This window comes from Pseudomonas sp. JAI111 (assembly GCF_024809425.1).
Taxonomy (GTDB): domain Bacteria; phylum Pseudomonadota; class Gammaproteobacteria; order Pseudomonadales; family Pseudomonadaceae; genus Aquipseudomonas.
In genome coordinates this window covers 725,214-747,167 of record NZ_JANUCB010000001.1, presented here as the reverse complement: position 1 = coordinate 747,167, position 21,954 = coordinate 725,214, and the positions used below count along the sequence as shown (strand labels likewise).

Annotated in this window: 25 protein-coding genes, 1 tRNA gene and 1 pseudogene; 21 read left to right on the top strand and 6 right to left on the bottom strand. The window is 57.7% G+C overall.

Translation table 11 applies throughout. The features are described from left to right. Window positions 1–37: 37 nt before the first annotated feature. Window positions 38–316 (bottom strand): DUF3509 domain-containing protein, encoded by a 279-nt coding sequence (locus tag HNR03_RS03525; RefSeq protein WP_222585371.1) that lies wholly within the window; start codon window positions 314–316, stop codon window positions 38–40. A 343-nt stretch (window positions 317–659) separates the two neighbouring features. Here HNR03_RS03525 and HNR03_RS03520 point away from each other — a divergent pair, with 343 nt between their 5' ends. From HNR03_RS03520 to HNR03_RS03475, 10 genes are all read left to right on the top strand, one after another. Continuing rightward, window positions 660–2,486, top strand: a complete 1,827-nt coding sequence (locus HNR03_RS03520) for a long-chain-acyl-CoA synthetase (protein ID WP_259150907.1) — start codon at window positions 660–662, stop codon at window positions 2,484–2,486. Between the two features lie 111 nt (window positions 2,487–2,597). Beyond that, window positions 2,598–3,116, top strand: a complete 519-nt coding sequence (locus tag HNR03_RS03515; protein WP_259150904.1) for an ankyrin repeat domain-containing protein — start codon at window positions 2,598–2,600, stop codon at window positions 3,114–3,116. A gap of 73 nt (window positions 3,117–3,189) precedes the next feature. Beyond that, on the top strand, window positions 3,190–3,720 hold the full coding sequence (locus HNR03_RS03510; RefSeq protein WP_259150902.1) for a hypothetical protein: 531 nt from the start codon (window positions 3,190–3,192) through the stop codon (window positions 3,718–3,720). A 63-nt stretch (window positions 3,721–3,783) separates the two neighbouring features. Then, window positions 3,784–3,975: a PLDc N-terminal domain-containing protein gene (locus HNR03_RS03505; RefSeq protein ID WP_054048570.1), complete on the top strand. Its 192-nt coding sequence runs from the start codon at window positions 3,784–3,786 to the stop codon at window positions 3,973–3,975. 263 nt (window positions 3,976–4,238) lie between these two features. Continuing rightward, on the top strand, window positions 4,239–5,114 hold the full coding sequence (gene speE, locus HNR03_RS03500) for a polyamine aminopropyltransferase (protein ID WP_222585375.1): 876 nt from the start codon (window positions 4,239–4,241) through the stop codon (window positions 5,112–5,114). Between the two features lie 150 nt (window positions 5,115–5,264). Continuing rightward, window positions 5,265–5,498 carry a hypothetical protein gene (locus HNR03_RS03495; RefSeq protein WP_259150896.1) on the top strand — a complete coding sequence of 78 codons (234 nt, stop codon included), beginning with the start codon at window positions 5,265–5,267 and terminating at the stop codon, window positions 5,496–5,498. A gap of 218 nt (window positions 5,499–5,716) precedes the next feature. Continuing rightward, on the top strand, window positions 5,717–6,058 hold the full coding sequence (locus tag HNR03_RS03490; protein ID WP_090181832.1) for a ribonuclease E inhibitor RraB: 342 nt from the start codon (window positions 5,717–5,719) through the stop codon (window positions 6,056–6,058). A gap of 396 nt (window positions 6,059–6,454) precedes the next feature. Beyond that, complete coding sequence (locus HNR03_RS03485) at window positions 6,455–7,864, top strand: circularly permuted type 2 ATP-grasp protein (protein ID WP_090181836.1); 1,410 nt, start codon at window positions 6,455–6,457, stop codon at window positions 7,862–7,864. Between the two features lie 12 nt (window positions 7,865–7,876). After that, window positions 7,877–8,827 (top strand): alpha-E domain-containing protein, encoded by a 951-nt coding sequence (locus HNR03_RS03480; protein ID WP_033055742.1) that lies wholly within the window; start codon window positions 7,877–7,879, stop codon window positions 8,825–8,827. Beyond that, the gene (locus tag HNR03_RS03475; protein WP_259150886.1) at window positions 8,824–9,639 is read left to right on the top strand and encodes a transglutaminase family protein; all 816 of its coding nucleotides are present in this window, start codon (window positions 8,824–8,826) and stop codon (window positions 9,637–9,639) included. The genes HNR03_RS03480 and HNR03_RS03475 overlap by 4 nt, the downstream gene beginning before the upstream one ends. A 55-nt stretch (window positions 9,640–9,694) precedes the next feature. Here HNR03_RS03475 and HNR03_RS03470 read toward each other — a convergent pair. Together HNR03_RS03470 and HNR03_RS03465 are read right to left on the bottom strand one after the other, a co-directional pair. Continuing rightward, a pseudogene (locus tag HNR03_RS03470) lies at window positions 9,695–10,517 on the bottom strand (c-type cytochrome). Between the two features lie 106 nt (window positions 10,518–10,623). After that, complete coding sequence (locus HNR03_RS03465) at window positions 10,624–10,836, bottom strand: hypothetical protein (protein ID WP_222590499.1); 213 nt, start codon at window positions 10,834–10,836, stop codon at window positions 10,624–10,626. Between the two features lie 272 nt (window positions 10,837–11,108). Between HNR03_RS03465 and HNR03_RS03460 the strand changes: the two genes are divergently transcribed. From HNR03_RS03460 to HNR03_RS03450, 3 genes are all read left to right on the top strand, one after another. Continuing rightward, entirely contained in the window at window positions 11,109–12,314 is a 1,206-nt protein-coding gene (locus HNR03_RS03460; RefSeq protein WP_259150884.1) for an acetyl-CoA C-acetyltransferase, read from the top strand. Between the two features lie 25 nt (window positions 12,315–12,339). Next, window positions 12,340–14,484, top strand: a complete 2,145-nt coding sequence (locus tag HNR03_RS03455) for a 3-hydroxyacyl-CoA dehydrogenase NAD-binding domain-containing protein (protein ID WP_259150883.1) — start codon at window positions 12,340–12,342, stop codon at window positions 14,482–14,484. A gap of 95 nt (window positions 14,485–14,579) precedes the next feature. Further along, the gene (locus tag HNR03_RS03450; protein ID WP_222585380.1) at window positions 14,580–15,302 is read left to right on the top strand and encodes an amidotransferase; all 723 of its coding nucleotides are present in this window, start codon (window positions 14,580–14,582) and stop codon (window positions 15,300–15,302) included. Between the two features lie 92 nt (window positions 15,303–15,394). Here the strand turns inward: HNR03_RS03450 and HNR03_RS03445 are convergent, their stop codons facing one another. From HNR03_RS03445 to HNR03_RS03435, 3 genes are all read right to left on the bottom strand, one after another. Beyond that, window positions 15,395–16,366 carry a magnesium and cobalt transport protein CorA gene (locus tag HNR03_RS03445; protein WP_259150882.1) on the bottom strand — a complete coding sequence of 324 codons (972 nt, stop codon included), beginning with the start codon at window positions 16,364–16,366 and terminating at the stop codon, window positions 15,395–15,397. Between the two features lie 163 nt (window positions 16,367–16,529). Continuing rightward, window positions 16,530–17,252: a 1-acyl-sn-glycerol-3-phosphate acyltransferase gene (locus HNR03_RS03440; protein WP_259150881.1), complete on the bottom strand. Its 723-nt coding sequence runs from the start codon at window positions 17,250–17,252 to the stop codon at window positions 16,530–16,532. Between the two features lie 212 nt (window positions 17,253–17,464). Next, complete coding sequence (locus tag HNR03_RS03435) at window positions 17,465–18,154, bottom strand: crotonase/enoyl-CoA hydratase family protein (protein WP_259150880.1); 690 nt, start codon at window positions 18,152–18,154, stop codon at window positions 17,465–17,467. 309 nt (window positions 18,155–18,463) lie between these two features. Here HNR03_RS03435 and HNR03_RS03430 point away from each other — a divergent pair. The 8 genes from HNR03_RS03430 to HNR03_RS03395 all read left to right on the top strand — a co-directional run bounded on the left by HNR03_RS03430 (window position 18,464) and on the right by HNR03_RS03395 (window position 21,873). Next, window positions 18,464–18,553: transfer RNA gene (locus HNR03_RS03430), tRNA-Ser, on the top strand. A gap of 330 nt (window positions 18,554–18,883) precedes the next feature. Beyond that, on the top strand, window positions 18,884–19,066 hold the full coding sequence (locus HNR03_RS03425) for a hypothetical protein (RefSeq protein WP_208672255.1): 183 nt from the start codon (window positions 18,884–18,886) through the stop codon (window positions 19,064–19,066). A 148-nt stretch (window positions 19,067–19,214) separates the two neighbouring features. Further along, complete coding sequence (locus HNR03_RS03420) at window positions 19,215–19,535, top strand: YbjQ family protein (RefSeq protein WP_208671989.1); 321 nt, start codon at window positions 19,215–19,217, stop codon at window positions 19,533–19,535. 187 nt (window positions 19,536–19,722) lie between these two features. Beyond that, on the top strand, window positions 19,723–19,911 hold the full coding sequence (locus HNR03_RS03415) for a hypothetical protein (RefSeq protein ID WP_259150875.1): 189 nt from the start codon (window positions 19,723–19,725) through the stop codon (window positions 19,909–19,911). Window positions 19,912–20,245: 334 nt separating this feature from the next. Further along, complete coding sequence (locus tag HNR03_RS03410; protein WP_259150873.1) at window positions 20,246–20,611, top strand: bacteriocin; 366 nt, start codon at window positions 20,246–20,248, stop codon at window positions 20,609–20,611. Between the two features lie 192 nt (window positions 20,612–20,803). Continuing rightward, on the top strand, window positions 20,804–21,232 hold the full coding sequence (locus HNR03_RS03405) for a hypothetical protein (protein WP_090181859.1): 429 nt from the start codon (window positions 20,804–20,806) through the stop codon (window positions 21,230–21,232). Window positions 21,233–21,360: 128 nt separating this feature from the next. Further along, on the top strand, window positions 21,361–21,555 hold the full coding sequence (locus HNR03_RS03400) for a hypothetical protein (RefSeq protein ID WP_259150869.1): 195 nt from the start codon (window positions 21,361–21,363) through the stop codon (window positions 21,553–21,555). A 105-nt stretch (window positions 21,556–21,660) separates the two neighbouring features. Beyond that, entirely contained in the window at window positions 21,661–21,873 is a 213-nt protein-coding gene (locus HNR03_RS03395; RefSeq protein ID WP_222585387.1) for a hypothetical protein, read from the top strand. Window positions 21,874–21,954: the final 81 nt, after the last annotated feature.

The window sequence follows — 21,954 nt, the reverse complement described above, 5'->3', positions numbered from 1 at the left end:
TTTGTTTGCTGCGTACTGACTTATACAACCGCAGGTTTTACGCCGAGTGATACGTCGGCAGGGCAAACCGTTGCTGGCTTTGCAGCATGGAGATCTGCGGCAGTTCGCTGGCTTGTTCGGCCAGGTCACGACGGATCGCACTGATCACCCAGGACAACTGATCACCAGCATGCAATTGCTGGTAGGAAATCGAACGCTTGAACACTTTGCCTTCGTTGCTGCGCAAGGTCAGCAGAATGCCACCGTCAGGACGCGGCTGGGTGGTCACTTCGAAGTTGGAGAACAGGGAGGTAAATTTTTCTTGGATCAGGCTCATGTCTATCAGCTCCGTTAGCACTTGATTAGCAAGCATGGAGAGGTAGTTGCAGCGATTGTGCCAGCACCTGATTTTTTAAAAATCGTTATAAATCAACAAGTTAATTTTTAGGTGGTTTTTTGGATTCGTGCAAACTGCATGAAAGGCCATCGTGCATCCTGCATTTTGCGTGGTCGGGCACGATTCAATGGAACCATTTAGCCGCGTTGAGGTTCACGGTTTTCAGCCTGCTGGTGCAGATACAAAACATTTCAAAAACCGCGTGTACAGCTCAAGAACCGCTGACGTATTTTCGGTCTCATAGAACGCCGCCCGACAATAAAAAGATCTAACGGGAGCACGCATGAGCGACACGATTACCTGGGGCATGATGCTCCGCAAGCTGCCTTCCATTGCCAAAACCATTCCCCGAGTGGTGAAAGGCATGAAAGTCGCCAACGTCAAGGACCCGACCCAACCGTGTGGCCTCGGCTGGACGTTCGAGCAAGCCGCGTTGCGCAATCCCGATGGCCCCGCGTTGCTGCAGGGCGATGTGGTGCTGAGTTATGCACAGGTCAACCAGTGGGCCAATCGCATCGCCCATCACCTGATTGTCCAAGGCATCGGCAAGGGAGATGTGGTGGCGGTTTTCCTCGAGAACCGCCCGGAACTGCTGGTGACGATATTGGCCGTGGCCAAGGTCGGTGCGATCAGTGCCTTGCTCAACACCTCGCAAACCCGTGACACACTGGCCCACAGCCTGAACCTGGTGACGCCTGTGGCAATCATCGTCGGCGAAGAACTGGTCCCGGCCTTCAGCGCGGTCCGCGAACGGGTATCGATCGAGACGACGCGCACCTGGTTCGTTGCCGATCAAGACACCTACACTCGTCCCGGTGTCGCGCCTGCAGGTTTCATCAATCTGATGACTGACGCCGCCACCGCGTCCAGCGAGAACCCCGTCAGCAGCCGGCAGGTTTATTTCGACGATCCTTGTTTCTATATCTACACCTCGGGCACCACCGGGTTGCCCAAGGCAGGCGTCTTCAAGCACGGTCGCTGGATGCGCAGCTCGGTAAGCTTCGGCCTGATCGCCCTGAATATGCAGCCCCAGGATGTGGTCTATTGCACCTTGCCGCTGTATCACGCCACCGGGCTTTGCGTGTGTTGGGGCTCGGCGATCAACGGCGCATCAGGATTTGCCATCCGCCGCAAATTCAGCGCCAGCCAATTCTGGCATGACGTGCGCAAGTATCGGGCGACCACCCTGGGGTATGTCGGTGAATTGTGCCGCTATCTGGTGGATCAACCACCCAGCCCCGACGACAACCAGCATCCAGTGACCAAGATGATCGGTAATGGCTTGCGTCCCGGCGCCTGGCGCGAGTTCAAGACACGCTTTGGCGTCGGGCACATCTGTGAGCTGTATGCCGCCAGCGACGGCAACATCGGGTTCAGCAACATTCTCAACTTTGACAACACCGTCGGTTTCTCCCTGATGGCCTGGGAGCTGGTGGCCTACGACCATGACAGCGGCCAGCCGACGCGTAACGCCAAGGGCTTCATGCGCAAAGTCGGCAAAGGCGAGCAGGGCTTGTTGCTGGCGCGGATCGACGACAAGGCGCCACTGGACGGCTATACCGATCCGCAAAAGACCGAGAAAGTCATCCTTCACGACGTGTTCGTGAAAGGCGACCGTTACTTCAACACCGGCGATCTGCTGCGCAACATCGGTTTCGGTCACGCGCAATTTGTCGACCGGCTGGGCGACACCTACCGCTGGAAGGGTGAAAACGTTTCGACCACCGAGGTCGAGAACATCCTCCTGAAACACCCGAATATTTGCGAAGCCGTGGCCTACGGCGTCGAAATCCGCAACACCAACGGACGTGCCGGCATGGCCGCGATCACGCCAGCGGAGTCCTTGGCGACCCTGGATTTCAGCGAATTGCTGGCGTTTGCCCGCGAGCAAATGCCCGCGTATGCGGTGCCACTTTTCCTGCGGGTGAAAGTGAAAATGGAGACCACCGGCACCTTCAAATACCAGAAGACCCGGCTCAAGGACGAAGCCTTCGACCTCGCTAAAACCGGCGACGATCCGATCTACGCCTGGCTGCCCGGCACCCAGACTTATGTGCAAGTCACCGATCAGGTGTTGGCGGATATTCACGGCGGCGCTTTTCGTTATTGAAAGCAGCGCTATTGAAGGTGGCTATGGCGGCCCTTGAGAAAAAAGAAGTGACAGCTTCGGGGCTGCTCGGGAAACTGTCGGCTTTGCGAATAACCGAACGTGGAGTGCCCGATGTCAGACCAAAGCCGCCAGATGACCCCCGAAGAAGCCGCCGAATTTGCCGAGCAGGTCTTCAACAAAGCGCGCGAGGGCGATGCGGCGATGATGGCCGCGCTGCTGAGCAAAGGCCTGCCGCCGAACCTGCGCAACCATAAGGGCGACACCTTGTTGATGCTCGCCGCTTACCACGGTCATGTGGACACGGTAAAAGTGCTGCTGGAACACAAGGCCGACCCGGAAATCCGCAACGACAACGGCCAGAGCCCGATTGCCGGCGCTGCGTTCAAAGGCGATCTGGCGGTGGTCGAGGCGTTGGTGGAAGGTGGCGCACAAGTCGAAGGCTCGTCGTTTGACGGTCGTACCGCGCTGATGATGGCGGCGATGTTCAACCGCGTCAAAATCGTCGACTACCTGATCAGCAAAGGCGCCGACCCGAAAGCCAAGGACGCCAATGGCGTGTCGGCACTGGACGCTGCGAAAACGATGGGCGCCGTTGATACCACTGCGCAATTGCAGAAACTGCTCGGCTGATCGGCTACGGATTGGGGGGCGTAATGCGCTATCCTTCGCGCCCTCAAAATTCACTCGCTACAGGATCCGTCCCATGAAAGCCGCACTCGTCGAACTCATCAGCAAAATCAGCTCCGGGTGCATGAGCGATGACGAAATCCTGAAAGTCGCTGAGGAAGCGGCCCAGGCCTACGCCGATCCCGAAGCTTTTCTGGCGGCCAATCCGGATATCAACTACGACGACACCTTCCCGATTCCGCTGGGCGAGTGGGTGGTTGTCGGCAGTCTGCCGGAAACCGTGCTGTTCCAGGCCGATACCTACATGGATTTGTTCGCGCAGATCGTCGCCTCGTTCGGCCCGGGCGTGGATTTCAACATCAAGCCCAAGCAACTGGCCAAGACCGAAGCCCTGACCGCACTCAACCGCATTCAGGTGCAGATGGGCAGCATGAACAAGGAAAACGGCGGTTACACGCTGATGAACTTCAGTCAGTTGCTCGACGACGAGTTGCAAGTGGTGCTGGTCTTCGGCAACGACGTGCCTCGCGTGCTGGAGCTGTGCGCCGAAGTCGGCATCGCTGCCGCGCCTTCGCTCGAAGCCCTCAAAGTCGCGATTCACGTTTAAATAACGGAACCCTCGCAAGGCCCGGCTATCCTAAGAGTGCATACCACTCTTAGGAGCGACACCATGGGTTCCACGTTTAACGGTCTGGTTGGCCTGATCATTCTTGCCCTCGATATCTGGGCAATCATCAACGTGCTCAAAAGTGGCGCTGAAACAGGGATGAAAATCATCTGGGTGCTGCTGATCCTGCTGCTGCCGGTCCTGGGCCTGATCATCTGGGCCATCGCCGGGCCACGGGGCAATGTTCGGATCTGATCTCTCTCTGAAGGTCGACACCTTACCTGTGGGAGCGAGCCTGCTCGCGATAGCGGAATGTCGTTTACACCTTTACTGACTGACACTCCGCTATCGCGAGCAGGCTCACTCCTACAGGGTATTGGGTCGACTCATCAGCGAGGTTCGACCTGTCATATTCCGCGACGTAGAATGCGCGCCTTTCCCGGTCAATCGTGCCGATCGATTGGCCATCATGGGCGGGTAACCGTCCGTTGCCACCCGCATTCCTCGGAGCACTTCCCATGAGCACGACCCCGACCAGCGAATACCTGGAAACCCTCTACGAAGGCTACGGCCAGCGTTTTCGCATGGAAAAATTGCTGCATGAAGTGCGCACCGAACACCAGCACCTGGTGATCTTCGAAAACCCGCGCATGGGCCGGGTGATGGCGCTGGACGGGGTAATCCAGACCACCGAAGCCGACGAATTCATCTACCACGAAATGCTCACCCATGTGCCGATCCTGGCGCACGGCAGCGCCAAGCGCGTTCTGATCATCGGTGGCGGCGACGGCGGCATGTTGCGTGAAGTGGCCAAGCACGGCGGCGTCGAGCACATCACCATGGTCGAGATCGACGGCACTGTGGTCGACATGTGCAAGGAATTTCTGCCGAACCACTCCAAAGGTGCGTTCGATGATCCACGCCTGAACCTGGTGATCGACGACGGCATGCGTTTTGTCGCCACCACCACTGAAAAATTCGACGTGATCATTTCCGACTCCACCGACCCGATCGGTCCGGGTGAAGTGCTGTTCTCGGAAAATTTCTACCAGGCGTGCCGTCGCTGCCTCAACGAAGGCGGCATTCTGGTCACGCAGAACGGCACGCCGTTCATGCAGATCGAAGAAGTCAAAACCACCGCCGGCCGCTTGCGCAGCCTGTTCCCGGACTGGCACTTCTATCAGGCCGCGGTGCCGACCTACATCGGTGGCTCGATGACCTTTGCCTGGGGCGCGACCAATACGGCTTATCGCAAACTGTCTCGTGAAACCCTTCAACAGCGTTTCGCCGGCAGCGGCATCGTCACCCGCTACTACAACCCGGAAATCCACATTGGCGCCTTCGCCTTGCCGCAATACGTGCTTCAAGCCGTGAACAAGCCAAGCAACGATTAAAAGTTATCCACAGCGTCTGTGGAAGCGGGCTCGCTCGCTCCCACAGGTTATATATTTCATACCTTTACGGTGTAATCCGTTGAACGATCAGTCAGACCAAAAGTCCAGATAGAGGTAAGCCCATTTGCGGGTTTGTTCGAGGAGGCACTGATGCAAAAGTGGAAAATCACTTTCGTGGATGATCACGGTGAGACAGTCGACGAAGTCTTCGAGTGCGACGATTGCCCGGATAACGAGAAAGCCGCCGAACTCCTCAAGGAAAGACTTTTTCCTATCGCCGCCAAACTGGATCTGAATGATCTGGAAGGGCGAACGGCTGATGCGAGTGTCAAAAGTCTCAAAGCCCAAAACAGCATTGAAATCCTCGGTATTGCTCCCGTCTGATACAACTTCTGGCACATTCTTGAAACACCAGGCCTTGGCAGCAGCTCTGAGTTGGGGCTACTCTGCAATCGAGATCAGCGAACGGATCGCTAAGGTCTGGTCTTGTCAGCTACATGCTTGCTTCCCACCGGCAACATCGTTGCCGCATCGCTCGCACCCATCGGTTGCGAGTGCAGGGAATACGGAAAGTCTATCCATCAATTTGAGGGGGACGTTTCATGAGCACAGCCTATCAAGAAGACATCAGCAGCAGCGTGCTGCGCCGCATGAAAGAAGGCGGTTTTGACTTTTCACGATTCCATCCCATCGAGTTTTACGCCATTTTCCCTGATGAGGAGCGGGCACGCAGGGCGGCAGGGCATTACTGTGGTGAATCCTTGAATGCACAAATCAGCGTGCGCGATGACGGCGCATGGGCGCTGGAACTGAGCAAAGTGATGTACGCCACCTATGACGGGATTGGCGACTTTGAGCAGGATTTCGAGGCGGTGGTCGAGCCTCTGGGCGGCATCATCGAAGGGTGGGGCGTCAAGCAGGAGGTACGAGGGCTACTCGCATAACGCTATGAACAGTGACAACGCTCAGCAACGGCTGACCTTCGGGTTGGCCGTTTTCGTTTGTGTGACCGCAATCCCCTCGGCAAAACCCTGAAACAAGAATCCGGCGCAAAAAAAACCGCCTGAGCAGGCGGCCAAAGGGAAGTTTCGGTCAGGTTTTGCAGCGGATGCACGGATTATCGGTATCGACTCCCGGGCAGTGAAATCAACTCTGACTATGCTGGTGATAGGCGAGAACTTCGCCTTGCAATGAAGCGGGGGCGATCAGCTTGGGGCGTTTGCTGCACAGGATTGGTGCGGTGCTAACGGAGTCATTATCCAACTGATTGATATTAAAGCGTTTCTGCCGATGGCACGGGCCTTGCGAAGCCTAGATGTCCGGGTGACAAGGAGTACGGCATGATCCGCACCTATTTTGATGAGATGTACGATGCCGGCGGCCAGGTCCGCCCGCATTATCGGGAGTTTGCCCGTTGGCTGGCCGAGACGCCTGACGAGCTATTGGCACAACGGCGACGCGAGGCCGATCTGTTATTTCATCGTGCCGGGATTACGTTCACGCTTTACGGTGATGAGCAGGGGACGGAGCGCCTGATTCCCTTCGACACCATCCCCCGCAGCATCCCCGCCAGCGAATGGCGGATTGTCGAACGCGGCTGCATCCAGCGGGTCAAGGCGTTGAACATGTTCCTTGCCGACCTGTATCACGAGCAGCGCATCATCAAGGCCGGCATCATTCCGGCCGAACAAGTGCTGGCCAACGAGCAATACCAGTTGGCGATGCAAGGGCTGGACCTGCACCGCGATATTTATTCGCACATCTCCGGCGTCGACCTGGTGCGTGATGGCGACGGCACGTACTACGTGCTCGAAGACAACCTGCGCACACCGAGCGGCGTGAGCTACATGCTCGAAGACCGCAAGATGATGATGCGCCTGTTCCCCGAGTTGTTCGCGGCCCAGCGCATCGCGCCCATCGACCACTACCCGAATCTGTTGCTCGACACCCTGAAAAGCTCCAGCCCGATCGATAACCCGAGCGTGGTGGTGCTGACGCCGGGCCGCTTCAACAGCGCATTTTTCGAACATGCTTTCCTGGCGCGGGAGATGGGCGTTGAACTGGTGGAGGGCGCTGACCTGTTCGTGCGCGACGACAAGGTATTCATGCGCACCACGGACGGGCCGAAAGCCGTCGACGTGATTTACCGGCGCCTCGACGATGCGTTTCTCGATCCGCTGGCGTTCAACCCGGATTCGATGCTCGGCGTGCCGGGACTGTTGTCGTCCTACCGCTCCGGCAACGTGGTGCTGGCCAATGCGATCGGCACCGGGGTTGCGGACGACAAGTCGGTGTATCCGTTTGTCACGGACATGATCCGTTTCTACCTCGATGAGGAACCGATCCTGAAGAACGTGCCGACGTTCCAGTGCCGTAATCCCTCTGAATTGTCCCACGTGCTGGCCAATCTGCCAGACCTGGTGGTCAAGGAAACCCAGGGCTCCGGCGGTTACGGAATGCTGGTGGGGCCGGCGGCGACGGCGGCGGAGATCGAGTCGTTCCGTGCGCGGATCAAAGCCAAGCCCCATGCGTACATCGCGCAACCGACGTTGTCATTGTCGACGTGTCCGACCTTTGTCGAAAACGGCATCGCTCCACGCCACATCGACCTGCGGCCGTTCGTATTGTCTGGCCGCGAAACACGGGTTGTGCCCGGCGGTTTGACCCGTGTCGCCCTGCGCGAAGGCTCCCTGGTGGTGAATTCCTCCCAGGGCGGCGGAACCAAGGACACCTGGGTAGTCGAGGATTGAAGGAAGCTTGCCATGTTAAGTAGAACTGCCTCGGATTTGTATTGGATGTCGCGTTACCTGGAGCGGGCGGAAAACCTCGCACGGATGCTCGACATCAGTTATTCGCTGTCGCTGATGCCACAGGATGGTCGCGGAGACGGTCTGCACGAATTGGCCATGCCATTGCTGATCACCGGGACCCTGGACGATTACCTTGAGCGCCACGGCGATTTGCACGCCGAACGGCTGCTGCATTTTTTCGCCCTGGACGCCGCCAACCCGGCCAGCATCTACAGCTGTCTGGGCGCTGCGCGGGCCAGTGCCCATGCGGTGCGAGGGCGAATCACCGCTGACATGTGGGAAAACATCAACGCCACCTGGCTGGAAATTCGCGGGATCGCCGATCAGGGTTTGAGCCGTTACGGCATGAGCCGTTTCTGCGAGTGGATCAAGGAGCGTTCCCACCTGTTCCGCGGCGCGTCCTACGGCACGATCATGCGTAACGATGCATTCCGCTTCATTCGCCTGGGGACGTTTATCGAACGGGCCGACAACACGTTGCGCCTGCTCGACGCCCGTTATGAGATGGCCGGTGATCAGGCCGAGGCGGTCAGCGACGGCACCGCTCACGCCTATTACCAGTGGAGCGCGTTGCTGCGGGCGTTGTCCTCGTTCGAGGCATACACCGAGATCTATCGCGACGCGCCCGGCGCCCGCCATGTCGCCGAGCTTCTGTTGTTGCGAGCCGACGTTCCGCGTTCCTTGCGCGCCTGCACCGAAGAAATCGACCAGATCCTCGCCCAGTTGCCGGGGGCCAATGGCCGTCCCGCGCAACGTCTGGCGGCGGAGATGGACGCGCGCCTGCGCTACACCGGCATCACCGAAATTCTCGACGAAGGCCTGCACGCCTGGCTGACCGAGTTCATCCCGCTGGTGCGCCAGTTGGGTAACGCCATTCACAGTTCCTACCTGGAGGCTGCATGAGACTTTCCATTAGCCACGAGACCACCTATCACTACGAAGATCAGGTGCGGGCGAGCATCCAGTATTTGCGACTGACACCCCACGACAGTGAGCGCCAGCATGTTCTGAGCTGGCAACTCGACCTGCCGCGCCCTGTGCGTGCGCAACTGGACCCGTTCGGCAATATCCTGCACGTGCTGACCATGGACGAGCCGCATGAAGCGATCATCATCGGCGCCCGTGGCCAGGTCGACATCGACGAACTGCGGGAAGCCGAGCATGAAAGCCAGTCAGCGCTCCCGTTCCTGCGTTTCACCCGTCTGACCGAAGCGGACGAAGCGCTGCGGGCGTTTGCGGAAAAAGAATGCAAGAAACGTCGGGATCGTACGGCGCTGATTGATTTGATGCATGGCCTGAACTCGCACATGACCTACACGCCGGGCTCCACCGAAGTCGACACCAGCGCCGCCCAGGCTTTCGCCGGGCGTGCAGGCGTCTGTCAGGACCACACCCATGCGTTTCTCGCCTGCGCGCGCAGCCTGGGCATTCCATCGCGTTATGTGTCGGGTTATTTGTACAGCGAGAACAGCGAGCACTTGGCCAGTCACGCCTGGGCGGAAGCCTGGCTGGATGACGCCTGGTACAGCTTCGATGTGACCAACGAACTGGCTCGCCCGGAACGCCATTTGAAACTGGCCGTGGGCCTGGATTATCTGGATGCCTGCCCGGTGCGCGGTATGCGGCGCGGAGGTGGGTGTGAGCAGATGCACGCGAAGGTGTTTGTATCGCCAACGCCGATACCTGCGCCGGTTATCTCCGTTCAGCAACAATAATCCACAACACCACAAACCCCTGTGGGAGTGAGCCTGCTCCCACAGGGGTTAGGTGTCAGGGCTTGGCTTTGCGCCCCGCCATGTGTTTCAAATACCCCACCAACATCTCCAGATCGCCATCCGGCAACACCGACGGCGCAAATGCCGGCATCTTCGCCTGCGGCCACTGGCGCAAACTCTGCGGATCACGAATGTAGCGCTTGAGAAATTCCGCGCCGAAGTATTCGGTCGGGCTGAACGGAATATTCAGGTCCGGCCCAAACTGCGCGTCCCCCGCACCATTGAGTCGATGACAGGCCAGGCAATTTTTCTGAAACAGCGCAAAGCCTTTATTCACCGGATCATCCGCCTTCAACGCAGGATCAGGTAGCAGGGCAGGGAAGCGCTCGGCCACGGGCGCCATGCGCTTGAGGCTTGCCACCTCGTATGGCCATTGCTCGGGGCTGATATTGCCGGCTTGTGGATTGGTCCACACCAGATAAAACGGCCCGGCGCTGTGCTTGCCTTCGGACAATGGTGGCCACGGCTTGGCCGGGTCCTCAATCGCCAACCATGCGCGCGCGCCCTTGGTATTGAGTAACGGCGCCGCCGGCAACTCCGCGGCAAACCCGTCCAGCGCCACGGCTTGCAGATGGTCGTCCGGCTTTATACCGGTCAACAACGCGCTCAACGGAACGGCGCGATAGCTCATGTCCCGTTTGTAGGAAACGTCGTTACTGATGGTGATGGTCTGGGCTTGAGGGTGCTTGAGCAACTCCTCGGTCTGCCAGGTGCGACTGTTCGCGCCCAGCTCCAGATTCAGCTGTGCGGCATACAGGGGCGAGCCAAGCAGCAAGGCCCCGAATAAAATAAGCGTTTTCAAGATGATCGCCGTCCATGTCGTGAGAGTGCCTTAAAGGTTGGCACACCCACGCTGGCCCGGGTAGCGAGCCAGTCACATATTTTGGATGGCGATATAAAAACCTGGCACCGTTAAATGATCGACTAGCCGATCACCTTCGTCAGGTTCGGCAAAATCAACAACAGCGTAGTGGCGAATAAAATGAGCCCGGCTTGACGTACTTTCGAATGTTTGAACATGGCTTGACCGCCTTTTTTGTTATTTCCTGATGCTTGCCTGCATATCTCCATGACGGCGAGCGCTGCACTTCCTGTAAGACGAGTGCCTCGGCAAAACCCGACGACAACTTCGTACATGTTCACCTTAGAGCCCGCGTCACGCTTGGTTTAGATCCATTTCATATGGTTCGCTTGCTGCAGGCTATTAAAAAGGCATGAGGCCTATTGCCAGCTTCTTGGGCGCCCTTTTGCTAGACAGCTTGGTGACGTGAATCGGTTAATCGGCGGGTTGGCGACCGTCCGTCTGAGCGTGTCCGTCAACGCCAGTGAGCATTGCGGTCATTGAATCGGTGCGGGCTCGGAATAAGGTGGAGGCTCAGTGTTTACTCACCGCCAGGTTCGAGGACGTCATGACCCAAGCTTTGATTTTCGACGCGTTACGCACGCCCCGTGGCAAAGGGAAGCCTGAGGGCTCCCTGCACAGTGTCAAGCCGGTGAATCTGGTGGCCGGGTTGCTCACGGCATTGCAACAGCGCATGTCGCTGGACACCAGCCAAGTGGATGACGTGGTGCTCGGCTGTGTCACGCCAATCGGCGATCAAGGCTCTGATATCGCCAAGACCGCAGCGCAAGTGGCCGATTGGGACGTCAGCGTGTCAGGCGTGCAGATCAACCGCTTTTGCGCCTCGGGACTGGAAGCCGTGAACCTGGGCGCGATGAAAGTCCGTTCCGGTTTCGAAGACCTGGTGGTGGTCGGCGGCGTCGAGTCCATGTCTCGCGTGCCCATGGGCAGCGATGGCGGCCCTTGGGCGTTGGACCCGGAAACCAATCTGCACAGCCATTTCACCCCGCAAGGCGTGGGCGCCGACCTGATCGCCACCATCGAAGGTTTCAGCCGTCAGGACGTCGATGCCTACGCGCTGCACTCGCAGCAGAAAGCGGCGCGGGCGCGGGCCGATGGTTCGTTCAACAAGTCGCTGGTGCCGGTACAGGACCAGAACGGCATTATCCTGCTCGATCACGATGAGTTCATTCGCGCCGAATCGACCCTCGAAGGCCTGGCCAAACTCAAGCCGAGCTTCGAGATGATGGGGCAAATGGGCTTCGACGCTACCGCGTTGCGCGTGTACAGCCATATCGAGCGGATCAACCACGTGCACACGCCGGGCAACAGCTCCGGGATCGTCGACGGCGCGGCGCTGATGCTGATCGGCTCCGAGGCCAAAGGCCGGGCACTGGGGTTACAGCCGCGGGCGCGGATCGTTGCCACTGCGGTGACCAGTACCGATCCGACCATCATGCTCACCGGCCCCGCACCCGCTACGCGCAAGGCATTGGCCAAGGCCGGGCTGAGGGTCGAAGACATTGACTTGTTCGAGGTCAACGAAGCCTTCGCCTCGGTGGTGCTCAAATTCATCAAGGACATGGCCATCGACCCGGAGAAGGTCAACGTCAACGGCGGCTCCATTGCCATGGGGCACCCGCTGGGCGCCACTGGCTGCGCGATTCTCGGCACCTTGCTCGATGAACTGGAAACCCGGCGCCTGCGCTACGGCCTCGCGACCCTGTGTGTCGGCGGCGGCATGGGCATTGCCACCATCATCGAACGCCTCTGAGCCCCGACCTTAAGGAACAAATGACATGACAGAAGCCATTCGTTACGAAAAAGGTCAGGACCAGATCGTCGTCCTGACCATCGACATGCCGGGCCAGAGCGCCAACACCATGAACGCGGTCTATCGCGAGGCCATGGCCACCTGCGTTGCCCGACTGGTGGCCGAAAAGGACAGCCTTGCCGGCGTGATCATCACCTCGGCCAAGAAAACCTTTTTTGCCGGTGGCGACCTCAATGAATTGATCAAGGTCGGCAAACCCGAAGCCAAAGCCTTCTATGACATGGTGCTGACCCTCAAGGCTCAATTGCGTACGCTGGAAACACTCGGAAAACCGGTAGTCGCCGCGATCAATGGCGCTGCATTAGGTGGTGGTTGGGAAGTCTGCCTGGCGTGTCATCACCGCGTGGCACTGGACAATCCATCGGTGCAGCTAGGTTTGCCGGAAGTGACCCTTGGCTTGTTGCCGGGCGGCGGCGGGGTGGTGCGCATGGTGCGCATGCTGGGGATTGAAAAGGCTTTGCCTTACTTGCTCGAGGGTAAAAAAGTCCGGCCACAACAAGCGTTGCAGGCGGGGATGATTGACGAGTTGGCGAAGGATCACGATGAGTTGCTGAGCAAGGCGCGGGCCTGGATTGTGGCCAATCCGTCGGCTGTGCAGCGTTGGGACGTGAAGGGTTATCAGATTCCGGGTGGCACGCCGTCGAACCCGAAAGTCGCGCAAATGCTGGCCATCGCGCCGTCGATCCTGCGCAGTAAAACCCAAGGCTGCCTGCCCGCGCCGGAGAAGATCCTGTGTGCGGCGGTGGAAGGGGCCCAAGTGGATTTCGACACGGCGCACCTGATCGAAACCCGCTACTTCACCGAATTGACCACCGGCCAAATCGCGAAAAACCTGATCGGTACTTTCTGGTTTCAACTCAATGAGATCAACGCTGGCGGCTCGCGACCTCAAGGTTTTGCCCCTTACGTAACGCAGAAAGTCGGCGTGCTCGGTGCCGGGATGATGGGTGCCGGTATTGCGTTCGTCAGCGCATCAGCCGGTATTGATGTGGTGCTCAAGGACGTCACGCTCCTGGCTGCGGAGAAGGGCAAGGCGCACTCGGCGGCGCTGCTGGACAAGAAAGTTGCCCGTGGCCAGATGCTTGCCGAGCAGCGCGAAGCGATTCTGGCGCGGATTCACACCACGCAGAGCGATGCGGATCTTGCCGGTTGCGATCTGATCATCGAAGCGGTGTTCGAAGACCGTGAATTGAAAGGCAAAGTCTCGTCGGCCGCGCAGAAGGTCGTTGGCGCTGACGCAGTGATCGCCTCCAACACCTCGACCTTGCCGATCAGCGGCTTGGCCACCGCCGTACCGGACCCAACCAAGTTCATCGGCCTGCATTTCTTCAGCCCTGTGGAAAAAATGCCATTGGTGGAGATTATCAAGGGCACCCACACCAGCGACGAAACCCTGGCGCGTGGGTTCGATTTCGTCCTGCAAATCAAGAAAACCCCGATTGTGGTCAACGACAGTCGCGGTTTCTTCACTTCGCGGGTGTTCGGCACCTTCACCAACGAGGGGATCGCCATGCTCGGCGAAGGCGTTAGCGCGCCGATGATCGAGACCGAAGCGCGCAAGGCCGGCATGCCGGTCGGACCTTTGGCGATCTCCGACGAAGTGTCCCTCAGCCTGATGAACCATATCCGCCAGCAAACCGCCAAAGACCTGCAAGCGGAAGGGAAACCGCTGATTGAACACCCGGCGTTCGCGGTGATTGACCTGCTGCTCAAGGAATACAAACGGCCCGGTAAAGCGGCCGGAGGCGGTTTCTACGAATACCCGGCCGGTGGCCAGAAACATCTGTGGCCCGGACTGAAAACCCGTTTCGAGAAAGCCGATGGGCAGATTTCGCCCAAGGATGTGCGCGATCGCTTGCTGTTCGTACAAGCCATCGAAACCGTGCGTTGTGTGGAGGAGGGCGTGCTGACCTCGACGGCGGACGCCAACGTCGGCTCGATCTTCGGTATCGGCTTCGCGGCCTGGACCGGCGGCGCGCTGCAGTTCATCAACCAGTACGGCGTAAAAGATTTCGTCGCCCGTGCCCAGTACTTGGCCCGACAATATGGCGAGCGTTTCGCGCCACCTGCGCTGTTGCTGGAGAAAGCCGCCAAAGGGGAGGCCTTTTAAGGGACGTATGACGCACTCCGGGGCTTGCCTTGCCACCGTGTTTCAAGGCAGGCTCTGGGGTGTGCATTATTCCCATCACGTGTCAGGTATTTTTTATGTCGTTACGCATCTGCATTCTGGAAACCGACATCCTGCGTCCAGAACTGGTCGATCAATATCAGGGTTACGGGCAGATGTTCCAGCGTCTGTTTTCGCAGCAACCCATCGAGGCCGAGTTCAGCGTCTACAACGTGATGCAGGGCGAGTACCCAAGCGATGATCTGACGTTCGACGCCTACCTCATCACGGGCAGCAAGGCTGACTCCTTCGGCACCGACCCGTGGATTGAAACCCTGCGAGCCTACTTGCTCAAACGTTACGAGCGCGGCGACAAACTGCTGGGCGTGTGCTTCGGCCACCAGTTGCTGGCGCTGCTGTTGGGCGGCAAGAGCGAGCGCGCAACCCAGGGCTGGGGCGTCGGCACGCACAAATACAAAATGGCTGCGAAAGCGCCGTGGATGAGCCCGTTGCGCGAAGAGCTGACCTTGTTGATCAGCCACCAGGATCAGGTGACGTCGCTGCCGGAAAACGCCACGGTCATCGCCTCGAGCGATTTCTGTCCGTTCGCCGCGTACCACATCAACGACCAGGTGCTGTGTTTCCAGGGCCATCCGGAATTCATTCACGATTACTCGCGAGCGTTACTGGATATCCGTCAGGAAGCGCTGGGCGAGAAGGTTTATTCCCAGGGCATGGCGAGTCTTGAGCATGAGCATCACGGCACAACCGTGGCGGAATGGATGATGCGGTTTGTCGCGCACAAGCCCGAAGCTGTTTGACGCTAAAAGCGCCGACATTGGCTCTGCGGTATTGCGCAGATCCAATGTGGGAGTGAGCCTGCTCGCGATTATTCCAGGCGACTCGGAGTTGGCTACAACCACCCCGACTTCTTGAAACTCGCCCACAAACCCACGCATCCCAACGTAATAAACCCCAACACCGCAAAATACCCGTAATGCCACGCCAGCTCAGGCATGTTCTGGAAGTTCATCCCGTAAATCCCGGCCACTGCCGTCGGGAATGCCAGAATGGCCGCCCACGCCGCAAACTTGCGTTGCACCACGCTTTGGCGTGCCGCTTCCAGCAAAACCCCAACTTCAATCGTCTGGCTGGCAATGTCCGCCAGGGTCGTCAGATCCTCCAGTTGCCGCGTTACGTGAATCTGCACGTCGCGAAAGTAGGGGCGCATGTTCTTGTCGATGAAAGGGAAGCTCAGCTTTTGCAGTTCCTCACCGATTTCCACCATCGGCCCCGCGTAACGACGCAGGCGCAATACATCCCGGCGCAGGCTGTGAAGTTTCTGGATGTCACGTTCCTTCAACTCGCTACACAGCACGTTGCGCTCAAGTTCATCGATCTCGGCATGGATCGCTTCGCCCATCGGCTGGTAGTTTTCAATAACGAAATCGAGGATGGCATAGAGGACGAAATCTTCCCCGTGCTCCAACAGAATCGGACGTGCCTCACAACGTTGTCGGACGAGGGAGTAGGACGCCGAATGACCATTGCGTGCGGTAATGATGTAACCGTTGCCGGCAAAGATATGAGTCTCGATGAACTCCAGTTTGCCTTCATTGCGGATCGGCGAATACGTGACGATAAACAACGCATCGCCGAAGGTTTCGAGCTTCGGTCGGCTGTGTTTTTCCAGGGCGTCTTCAATGGCCAGTTCGTGCAGATTGAACTGGCGTTGCAGGTTGGCCAGCTCGTGCGCATTCGGCTCTTCGAGGCCGATCCAGACAAAGTGGCCAGGCTTTGCAGCCCAGGCAGCGCCTTCGTCGAGGGTGATATTGGAGACTTTCTTACCGGCGCTATACACCGCTGCAGCAACGACTCTACCCATGATGTTGATTCACTTCTTATTCAGCGTTTTTTATCAGCGAAAACTCAGTGGCAAGCACTATTAAGCTTAGCCGTGTCTGCTGCTTGAGAGTCAGCAAACACCGCAGAGTTCGTGGGCCAAAGCTCGCAGGCAAAAGAAAACCCGCACCAGGCGGGTTTTCCTTTTACGCGGCTTGCAGTTGCCGGTCCATCGACTCGATGCACTCGCGCATTTGTTCACGGCACTGGGCAATCAGCAGGGGCATGTCGTCCAGGCTCAATCCCGCGGTTGGAATCGCCGGCAGCGAGCGAATCAGAATTTTCCCACTGCGCCAGCGGTTCAATTGCATGTGTTTGACGTAGGTACTGACGCACACCGGCACGATGGGCACCCCGGCGGCAATCGCCATCTGGAACGCACCTTTCTTGAAGGGCAGCAGTTCTTCACCGAGGTTGCGCGTGCCTTCCGGAAAGACCCAGATCGAGGTGTCTTCATGCTGCAAGGTATGAGTGGTGGTCAGCATCGACTGGCGCGCCTTGTGCGCATTGCCGCGGTCGATCAACACATTGCCGGCCAGCCAGAACAACTGACCGAACAGCGGCACCCACTTCAGACTTTTCTTGCCGATGCACACGGTGCGGCGGGGCACCACGTTGCCGAACACAAACAGATCGTAATTGGACTGGTGGTTGGCGATGATCACGCAGCTCTCGGGTTTGTTCATCAACGGCCCGACGTCGGCCTTTACGCGCAAACGTAAAATACACATCGCCGGCCATGCATACAGGCGCGCGCACAGACGGCTGTTGTCCGGGTTGAACGGTCGGCACAGCCCGAGTATCACTCCCAGCACGCCCGCCAGAACAAAGTGCAGGCCCATCAATAACATACGCAACACAAACAGCATTTGCAGGCCCACCGGGACAAAAGGTGGCGCAGTGTACGGATGTGCACTGTTTTCGGCAATTGCCCCTATAGAGGAAGGAGATAGACGATGTTTGTGCGCATGTTTCCGACTTGTGGGTCAGACGCGTTCTAGAGCGGTTGTTGAGATTTCAACAATAGGTGTAAGAAAAAGCCCGACACGACGGTCGGGCTTTCGGTGTAGCGCGTTTGGACTTAACCCAAGTGTTCCTGATCCAGGATGATCGCGTTGTCCAGCGTCTCCAGCAGTGCCTTGCGCACTTTCAACTTGGTGTTCTTGTGCGCGGTCATGTTGATCTTCTTCAACTGACGGGCTGCCGCCAGCGCCGCGCCTTGCAGCTCCTCGGCCGACACCACCACGTCGAGGAAACCGGCATCCACAGCGCTTTGCGGATTAAACATCTCACCGTTGATGACCGAACGGTGGAACGCCGACTTGCGCAGACGATCACGTGCGATCTCGATACCGGCGTGGTGCATGGTCATGCCGATCTGCACTTCGTTCAGGCCAATGCTGAACGGGCCGTCGACACCGATGCGGTAGTCCGCCGACAACAGCAGGAAGGCGCCTTTGGCCACCGCATGCCCAGGGCACGCGACGATGACCGGGAACGGGTGCGACAACAGGCGACGGGACAGGGTCGAGCCGGCGGTGACCAATGCCACTGCTTCTTTAGGGCCGGACGTCATCACCTTCAAGTCATAACCGCCGGACAGAATCCCGGGCGTACCGGTAATAATCACCACCGCACGATCAGTCACTGCCTGATCCAGCGCAGCATTGAACGCCGCAATCACGTCTGGCGAGATGGCATTGACCTTGCCATTGCTCAAGGTCAGGGTCGCGATACCGTCTTCGAGATGGTAGGAAATCAACTCACTCATGACGCTATTCCTTATATGAAAGTTGGGGCAGACGTTACCCACCGCGACAGGCCAGGTAAAGCGCCGTGACTGACCCGCCAGTCACCCTTTCCCCGCCCGGCAAGCGTAGCCCGCCGTCCCCACAACGTATTCCCCCCTCTATAGAAGAGGGTGCGAAGCCGGAGATTGGCAGGTTTGCCATGGCCCGGAATCTGCTGGAACGACTGAAACGCTAAGCGCATGAAAATTCTGCAAAAAAAAGTTTGCCATCGCAAAAGCTTTCGACTACATTAGCGCGCCTCGACAGACAGAACATGTTTGACGAGATACGGTGAAGTGTCCGAGTGGCTTAAGGAGCACGCCTGGAAAGTGTGTATACAAGAAATTGTATCGAGAGTTCGAATCTCTCCTTCACCGCCAAATTCGATGTAACCAGAACCCCTGATTTCGAGAGAAATCAGGGGTTTTGTGGTTTCTGGGAGACTGAAAAATAGTCACGGCTCCGATTTGGAAGCAGCTCAATCGGTGGAGAAACGTCCTGAAGTAATGTAGGAACAGTCATTGGGGTGTCGGAAGTAATGCTGGAAAGCCAGTTGTTTCGGTGCTTCCATGGGGCTTGCACCTCTGATGAGCTGCTTTGGGTAGGGGTTTTTGTTTTGCTCTTCAAAGGTACAAAATGAATCAAAGAGCAGCGCAAGTGGCGCTCTCCCTTATCCGAGACGGACATACGCAAGAATGCAGGAAATGACCATGAAACAGGCCGAGCTGGAAAAGGTTCACGTAGAGATCGTCAAGTTGCTCTCTGAACAACGCAAACTGAATGCCGAAGCTGGCAAGATGACCCGTGAAACTTTTTGGTATCCGGTGGCTGTTGCGACGGGATTGATTGGAACGGTGGCAACCATTACGACGGTGTTGATCAAGCTTCTATGACCTTGTTGATGCAGTTGCCCAACGCCCGATACATTTCCTGATACTTGAGCGAAATATGAATTCAAAAGCCCAGCCGATGCTGGGCTTTTCTGTTTTCATCCGTTGGCTGTCGGCGAATAATGCCTGCCCCCGTGAAGAAGGAATTCCGATGATCATCACCACAACCCAAACCATTGAAGGCCGACAAATCACCGCCTACCTGGACATCGTCAGCGCTGAGTCGGTGCAGGGCGTCAACGTTATCCGCGACATGTTCGCTGGCATGCGGGATTTTTTCGGTGGTCGTTCTCAGACGTTGGAGCGGGCGTTGAAGGAAGCGCGGATTCAGGCGACCGACGAGATCAAGGAGAGGGCGCGGGCTCTTCAGGCGGATGCGGTGGTGGGACTCGATTTTGAGATCAGCATGCCGTCCGGCAACGGCGGGATGGTGGTGGTGTTTGTGACCGGGACGGCCGTCAAGTTGAGGTGAGTGGGGCGGCGATCTTGTTTATCCGCCGGGTTGATTTGTAGGAAGCGACGCGGTCCATTCGTCGGGCATGGCAAAATCTGAATTACAAGTCCGGTAATGACCGACTAGTCTTAAAAGCCTTGGTGGTCGGTATTTTTCAGGCAATAGGGCTTGCCGGTATCGATCCCGCTTTGAGAGGGGAAGAGCTATGGCTGATCCGTATATCGAAGACGACGGGGCAGAGTTACCAATCAACAATTGCGTGCAATGTGGCCAGACAGAGTATGTGGCGGGGTTTGGCGAAGACCCGGTCCAGACCCGAAAATTGAAATCCAAGGCGCCCCAAGGGGCCAGGACGAAATTCTTGCCTCGGGTGGCGGCGCCTCCCAGGAAGTAACATTCAACGGTTCAGACCCCGCCTATCAGAGCGGGGTTTTGATTTTTCCAGGACCGATTTTCCGCGAAATGGCCTACAGAAGAATGATCATTTTCCTGTTGATTTAATTTCACAAACTTTTCACACCTCGCTACGTAGTCTCAGCTCATCCGTTAGAAAGCAGTACCTGCCCGTTCCCCAGCGGGCTTTTTTTTGCCTGTCATAAAACCTTTTCCATAAAAACTGTCCAACCGTCGCTAATTGCGAGGTACGGTGGTTTTTGTGTGGACGTTACCTCCTCAAAAGCATTCAATCCCCGGCTTTTCGGTTTCCCCTATTTCTGAGGTTTTTCGTCATGCGTTTAACACTGCCTGCTCTGGTTCTGGGACTTCTGGTGACTCAAGGTGCAATGGCTGCCGGTGATGGCACTGCGGCGATCGGTGGCGGTCTGGGTGGTGCGTTGGGCAACGTGGTCGGCCAGAGCATGGGCGGCAGCACTGGCGCGGCGATTGGTGCTGGCGTTGCAGGCGCAGCCGGCAGCGCTGTTGCTGCACGTAAAGGCAGCCGCACCAAAGCAGCCATTGGTGGCGGTGTCGGCGCGGCGGGCGGTTCGGTGATCGGTAACAGCCTGGGCGGCAAGAACGGTTCTACCATCGGCGCGGGCTTGGGTGGTGCGTTGGGTGGCGGTGTAGGTAGCAACTTGGGTCACAAGCGCCACTGATTTTGGATTGATTTGCTGAATAGCCCGGCTTTATGCCGGGCTTTTCGTATCTGAATGTTTCTTTTTCGCTTACTTCGAATTAAAAGCTGTCCAACCTTCATCGCTGACCGGATTCAGTGAGTGCAGGTGTTAGACTCACGGCCATCCGCAGAGCGTACTCTTACCCCCGATGCGGAATTTGAGGTTCATATCATGCGTTTGACTTTGTCCACGTTGTTTCTGGGACTTTTGGTCGCTCAAGGTGCAATGGCTGCCGGTGACGGCACTGCGGCAGTTGGCGGTGGTTTAGGCGGTGTATTGGGCAACGTGGTCGGCCAGAGCATGGGCGGCAGCACAGGCGCGGCGATTGGCGCTGGTGTGGGTGGCGCGGCTGGCAGTGCCGTCGGCGCTCCAAAGGGAAGTCGCACAGAAGCAGCCATTGGCGGTGGTCTGGGCTCTGCCGGTGGTTCGCTGGTCGGTAATCGCCTTGGTGGATCTACCGGTTCGACCATTGGCGCAGGCCTTGGCGGTGCAGCAGGCGGCGCCCTAGGCAACAACCTGGGCACTGACAGCGGCGGTGGCGGTTCTCATTCCGGAAACGGCCACAAGCATAAGAACAAACACAGAAACAAAAATCACTGATTCGTCAGCGAGTGACAGAAAAAACCCGGCCTGGTGCCGGGTTTTTCGTGTCTGTTTGTTGAGTATCGGAACGTTTGGCTGTGGCCCGCCTCGAACTTCATAGATCCCTGAATCCTACGAGGCACGTCATGACACCTGAAACCGAAGGCAAAGAAGAAAAAGGCCCGAGCGGACTGCCATTCATCAATGATCCCGGCAACGAAGATCCAGGTTCATTAATGGATGACGCTACGGTGCCGCTCAACGATTCCGATGATGCCGGTGATGTGGGTAACGTCGAGTATGAAGAAGAGGACGAAGACGAAGAAAACGAAGAAGATTGACCTGCATTCGAGCGGATCGACCGATCGTCTCTTTGATCGAACACTCGCGGAGACTCGCCCTCGAAATTTCAGGGCCTGCTTTTCAGGCCCTTTGAGAGGTGCTGAATGAACGCTGATCCGAAAGACGCCGACATCGACGAAACCCCTGAATACCCGCTGCCTTCGCCCACCGATTCTTTGAGTCGCGATCAACGTCCACCGGATGACGACGCCGCAGAGGAGCAATTGCGCACGAATGATGTAAAACGTGGCGATGTAGAAGCCACCCCGGAAGACCCGGATATAGCGGGTAATGACGCTTCGGGTGAGCCGAGTTGAAAACTGCTTGTTCTGGGGGGGAGCAAGGCGAGGGCGCTAACGTTGAAGGAAAGTATTACTAGCCCGGGCATAGTCCGGGCT

Bases quoted from the DNA above. Each gene is read 5' to 3' on its own strand.
- HNR03_RS03525 (WP_222585371.1), bottom strand. From the start codon at position 316: ATGAGCCTGATCCAAGAAAAATTTACCTCCCTGTTCTCCAACTTCGAA.
- HNR03_RS03520 (WP_259150907.1), top strand. From the start codon at position 660: ATGAGCGACACGATTACCTGGGGCATGATGCTCCGCAAGCTGCCTTCC.
- HNR03_RS03515 (WP_259150904.1), top strand. From the start codon at position 2,598: ATGTCAGACCAAAGCCGCCAGATGACCCCCGAAGAAGCCGCCGAATTT.
- HNR03_RS03510 (WP_259150902.1), top strand. From the start codon at position 3,190: ATGAAAGCCGCACTCGTCGAACTCATCAGCAAAATCAGCTCCGGGTGC.
- HNR03_RS03505 (WP_054048570.1), top strand. From the start codon at position 3,784: ATGGGTTCCACGTTTAACGGTCTGGTTGGCCTGATCATTCTTGCCCTC.
- speE (WP_222585375.1), top strand. From the start codon at position 4,239: ATGAGCACGACCCCGACCAGCGAATACCTGGAAACCCTCTACGAAGGC.
- HNR03_RS03495 (WP_259150896.1), top strand. From the start codon at position 5,265: ATGCAAAAGTGGAAAATCACTTTCGTGGATGATCACGGTGAGACAGTC.
- HNR03_RS03490 (WP_090181832.1), top strand. From the start codon at position 5,717: ATGAGCACAGCCTATCAAGAAGACATCAGCAGCAGCGTGCTGCGCCGC.
- HNR03_RS03485 (WP_090181836.1), top strand. From the start codon at position 6,455: ATGATCCGCACCTATTTTGATGAGATGTACGATGCCGGCGGCCAGGTC.
- HNR03_RS03480 (WP_033055742.1), top strand. From the start codon at position 7,877: ATGTTAAGTAGAACTGCCTCGGATTTGTATTGGATGTCGCGTTACCTG.
- HNR03_RS03475 (WP_259150886.1), top strand. From the start codon at position 8,824: ATGAGACTTTCCATTAGCCACGAGACCACCTATCACTACGAAGATCAG.
- HNR03_RS03465 (WP_222590499.1), bottom strand. From the start codon at position 10,836: ATGTACGAAGTTGTCGTCGGGTTTTGCCGAGGCACTCGTCTTACAGGA.
- HNR03_RS03460 (WP_259150884.1), top strand. From the start codon at position 11,109: ATGACCCAAGCTTTGATTTTCGACGCGTTACGCACGCCCCGTGGCAAA.
- HNR03_RS03455 (WP_259150883.1), top strand. From the start codon at position 12,340: ATGACAGAAGCCATTCGTTACGAAAAAGGTCAGGACCAGATCGTCGTC.
- HNR03_RS03450 (WP_222585380.1), top strand. From the start codon at position 14,580: ATGTCGTTACGCATCTGCATTCTGGAAACCGACATCCTGCGTCCAGAA.
- HNR03_RS03445 (WP_259150882.1), bottom strand. From the start codon at position 16,366: ATGGGTAGAGTCGTTGCTGCAGCGGTGTATAGCGCCGGTAAGAAAGTC.
- HNR03_RS03440 (WP_259150881.1), bottom strand. From the start codon at position 17,252: ATGCTGTTTGTGTTGCGTATGTTATTGATGGGCCTGCACTTTGTTCTG.
- HNR03_RS03435 (WP_259150880.1), bottom strand. From the start codon at position 18,154: ATGAGTGAGTTGATTTCCTACCATCTCGAAGACGGTATCGCGACCCTG.
- HNR03_RS03425 (WP_208672255.1), top strand. From the start codon at position 18,884: ATGAAACAGGCCGAGCTGGAAAAGGTTCACGTAGAGATCGTCAAGTTG.
- HNR03_RS03420 (WP_208671989.1), top strand. From the start codon at position 19,215: ATGATCATCACCACAACCCAAACCATTGAAGGCCGACAAATCACCGCC.
- HNR03_RS03415 (WP_259150875.1), top strand. From the start codon at position 19,723: ATGGCTGATCCGTATATCGAAGACGACGGGGCAGAGTTACCAATCAAC.
- HNR03_RS03410 (WP_259150873.1), top strand. From the start codon at position 20,246: ATGCGTTTAACACTGCCTGCTCTGGTTCTGGGACTTCTGGTGACTCAA.
- HNR03_RS03405 (WP_090181859.1), top strand. From the start codon at position 20,804: ATGCGTTTGACTTTGTCCACGTTGTTTCTGGGACTTTTGGTCGCTCAA.
- HNR03_RS03400 (WP_259150869.1), top strand. From the start codon at position 21,361: ATGACACCTGAAACCGAAGGCAAAGAAGAAAAAGGCCCGAGCGGACTG.
- HNR03_RS03395 (WP_222585387.1), top strand. From the start codon at position 21,661: ATGAACGCTGATCCGAAAGACGCCGACATCGACGAAACCCCTGAATAC.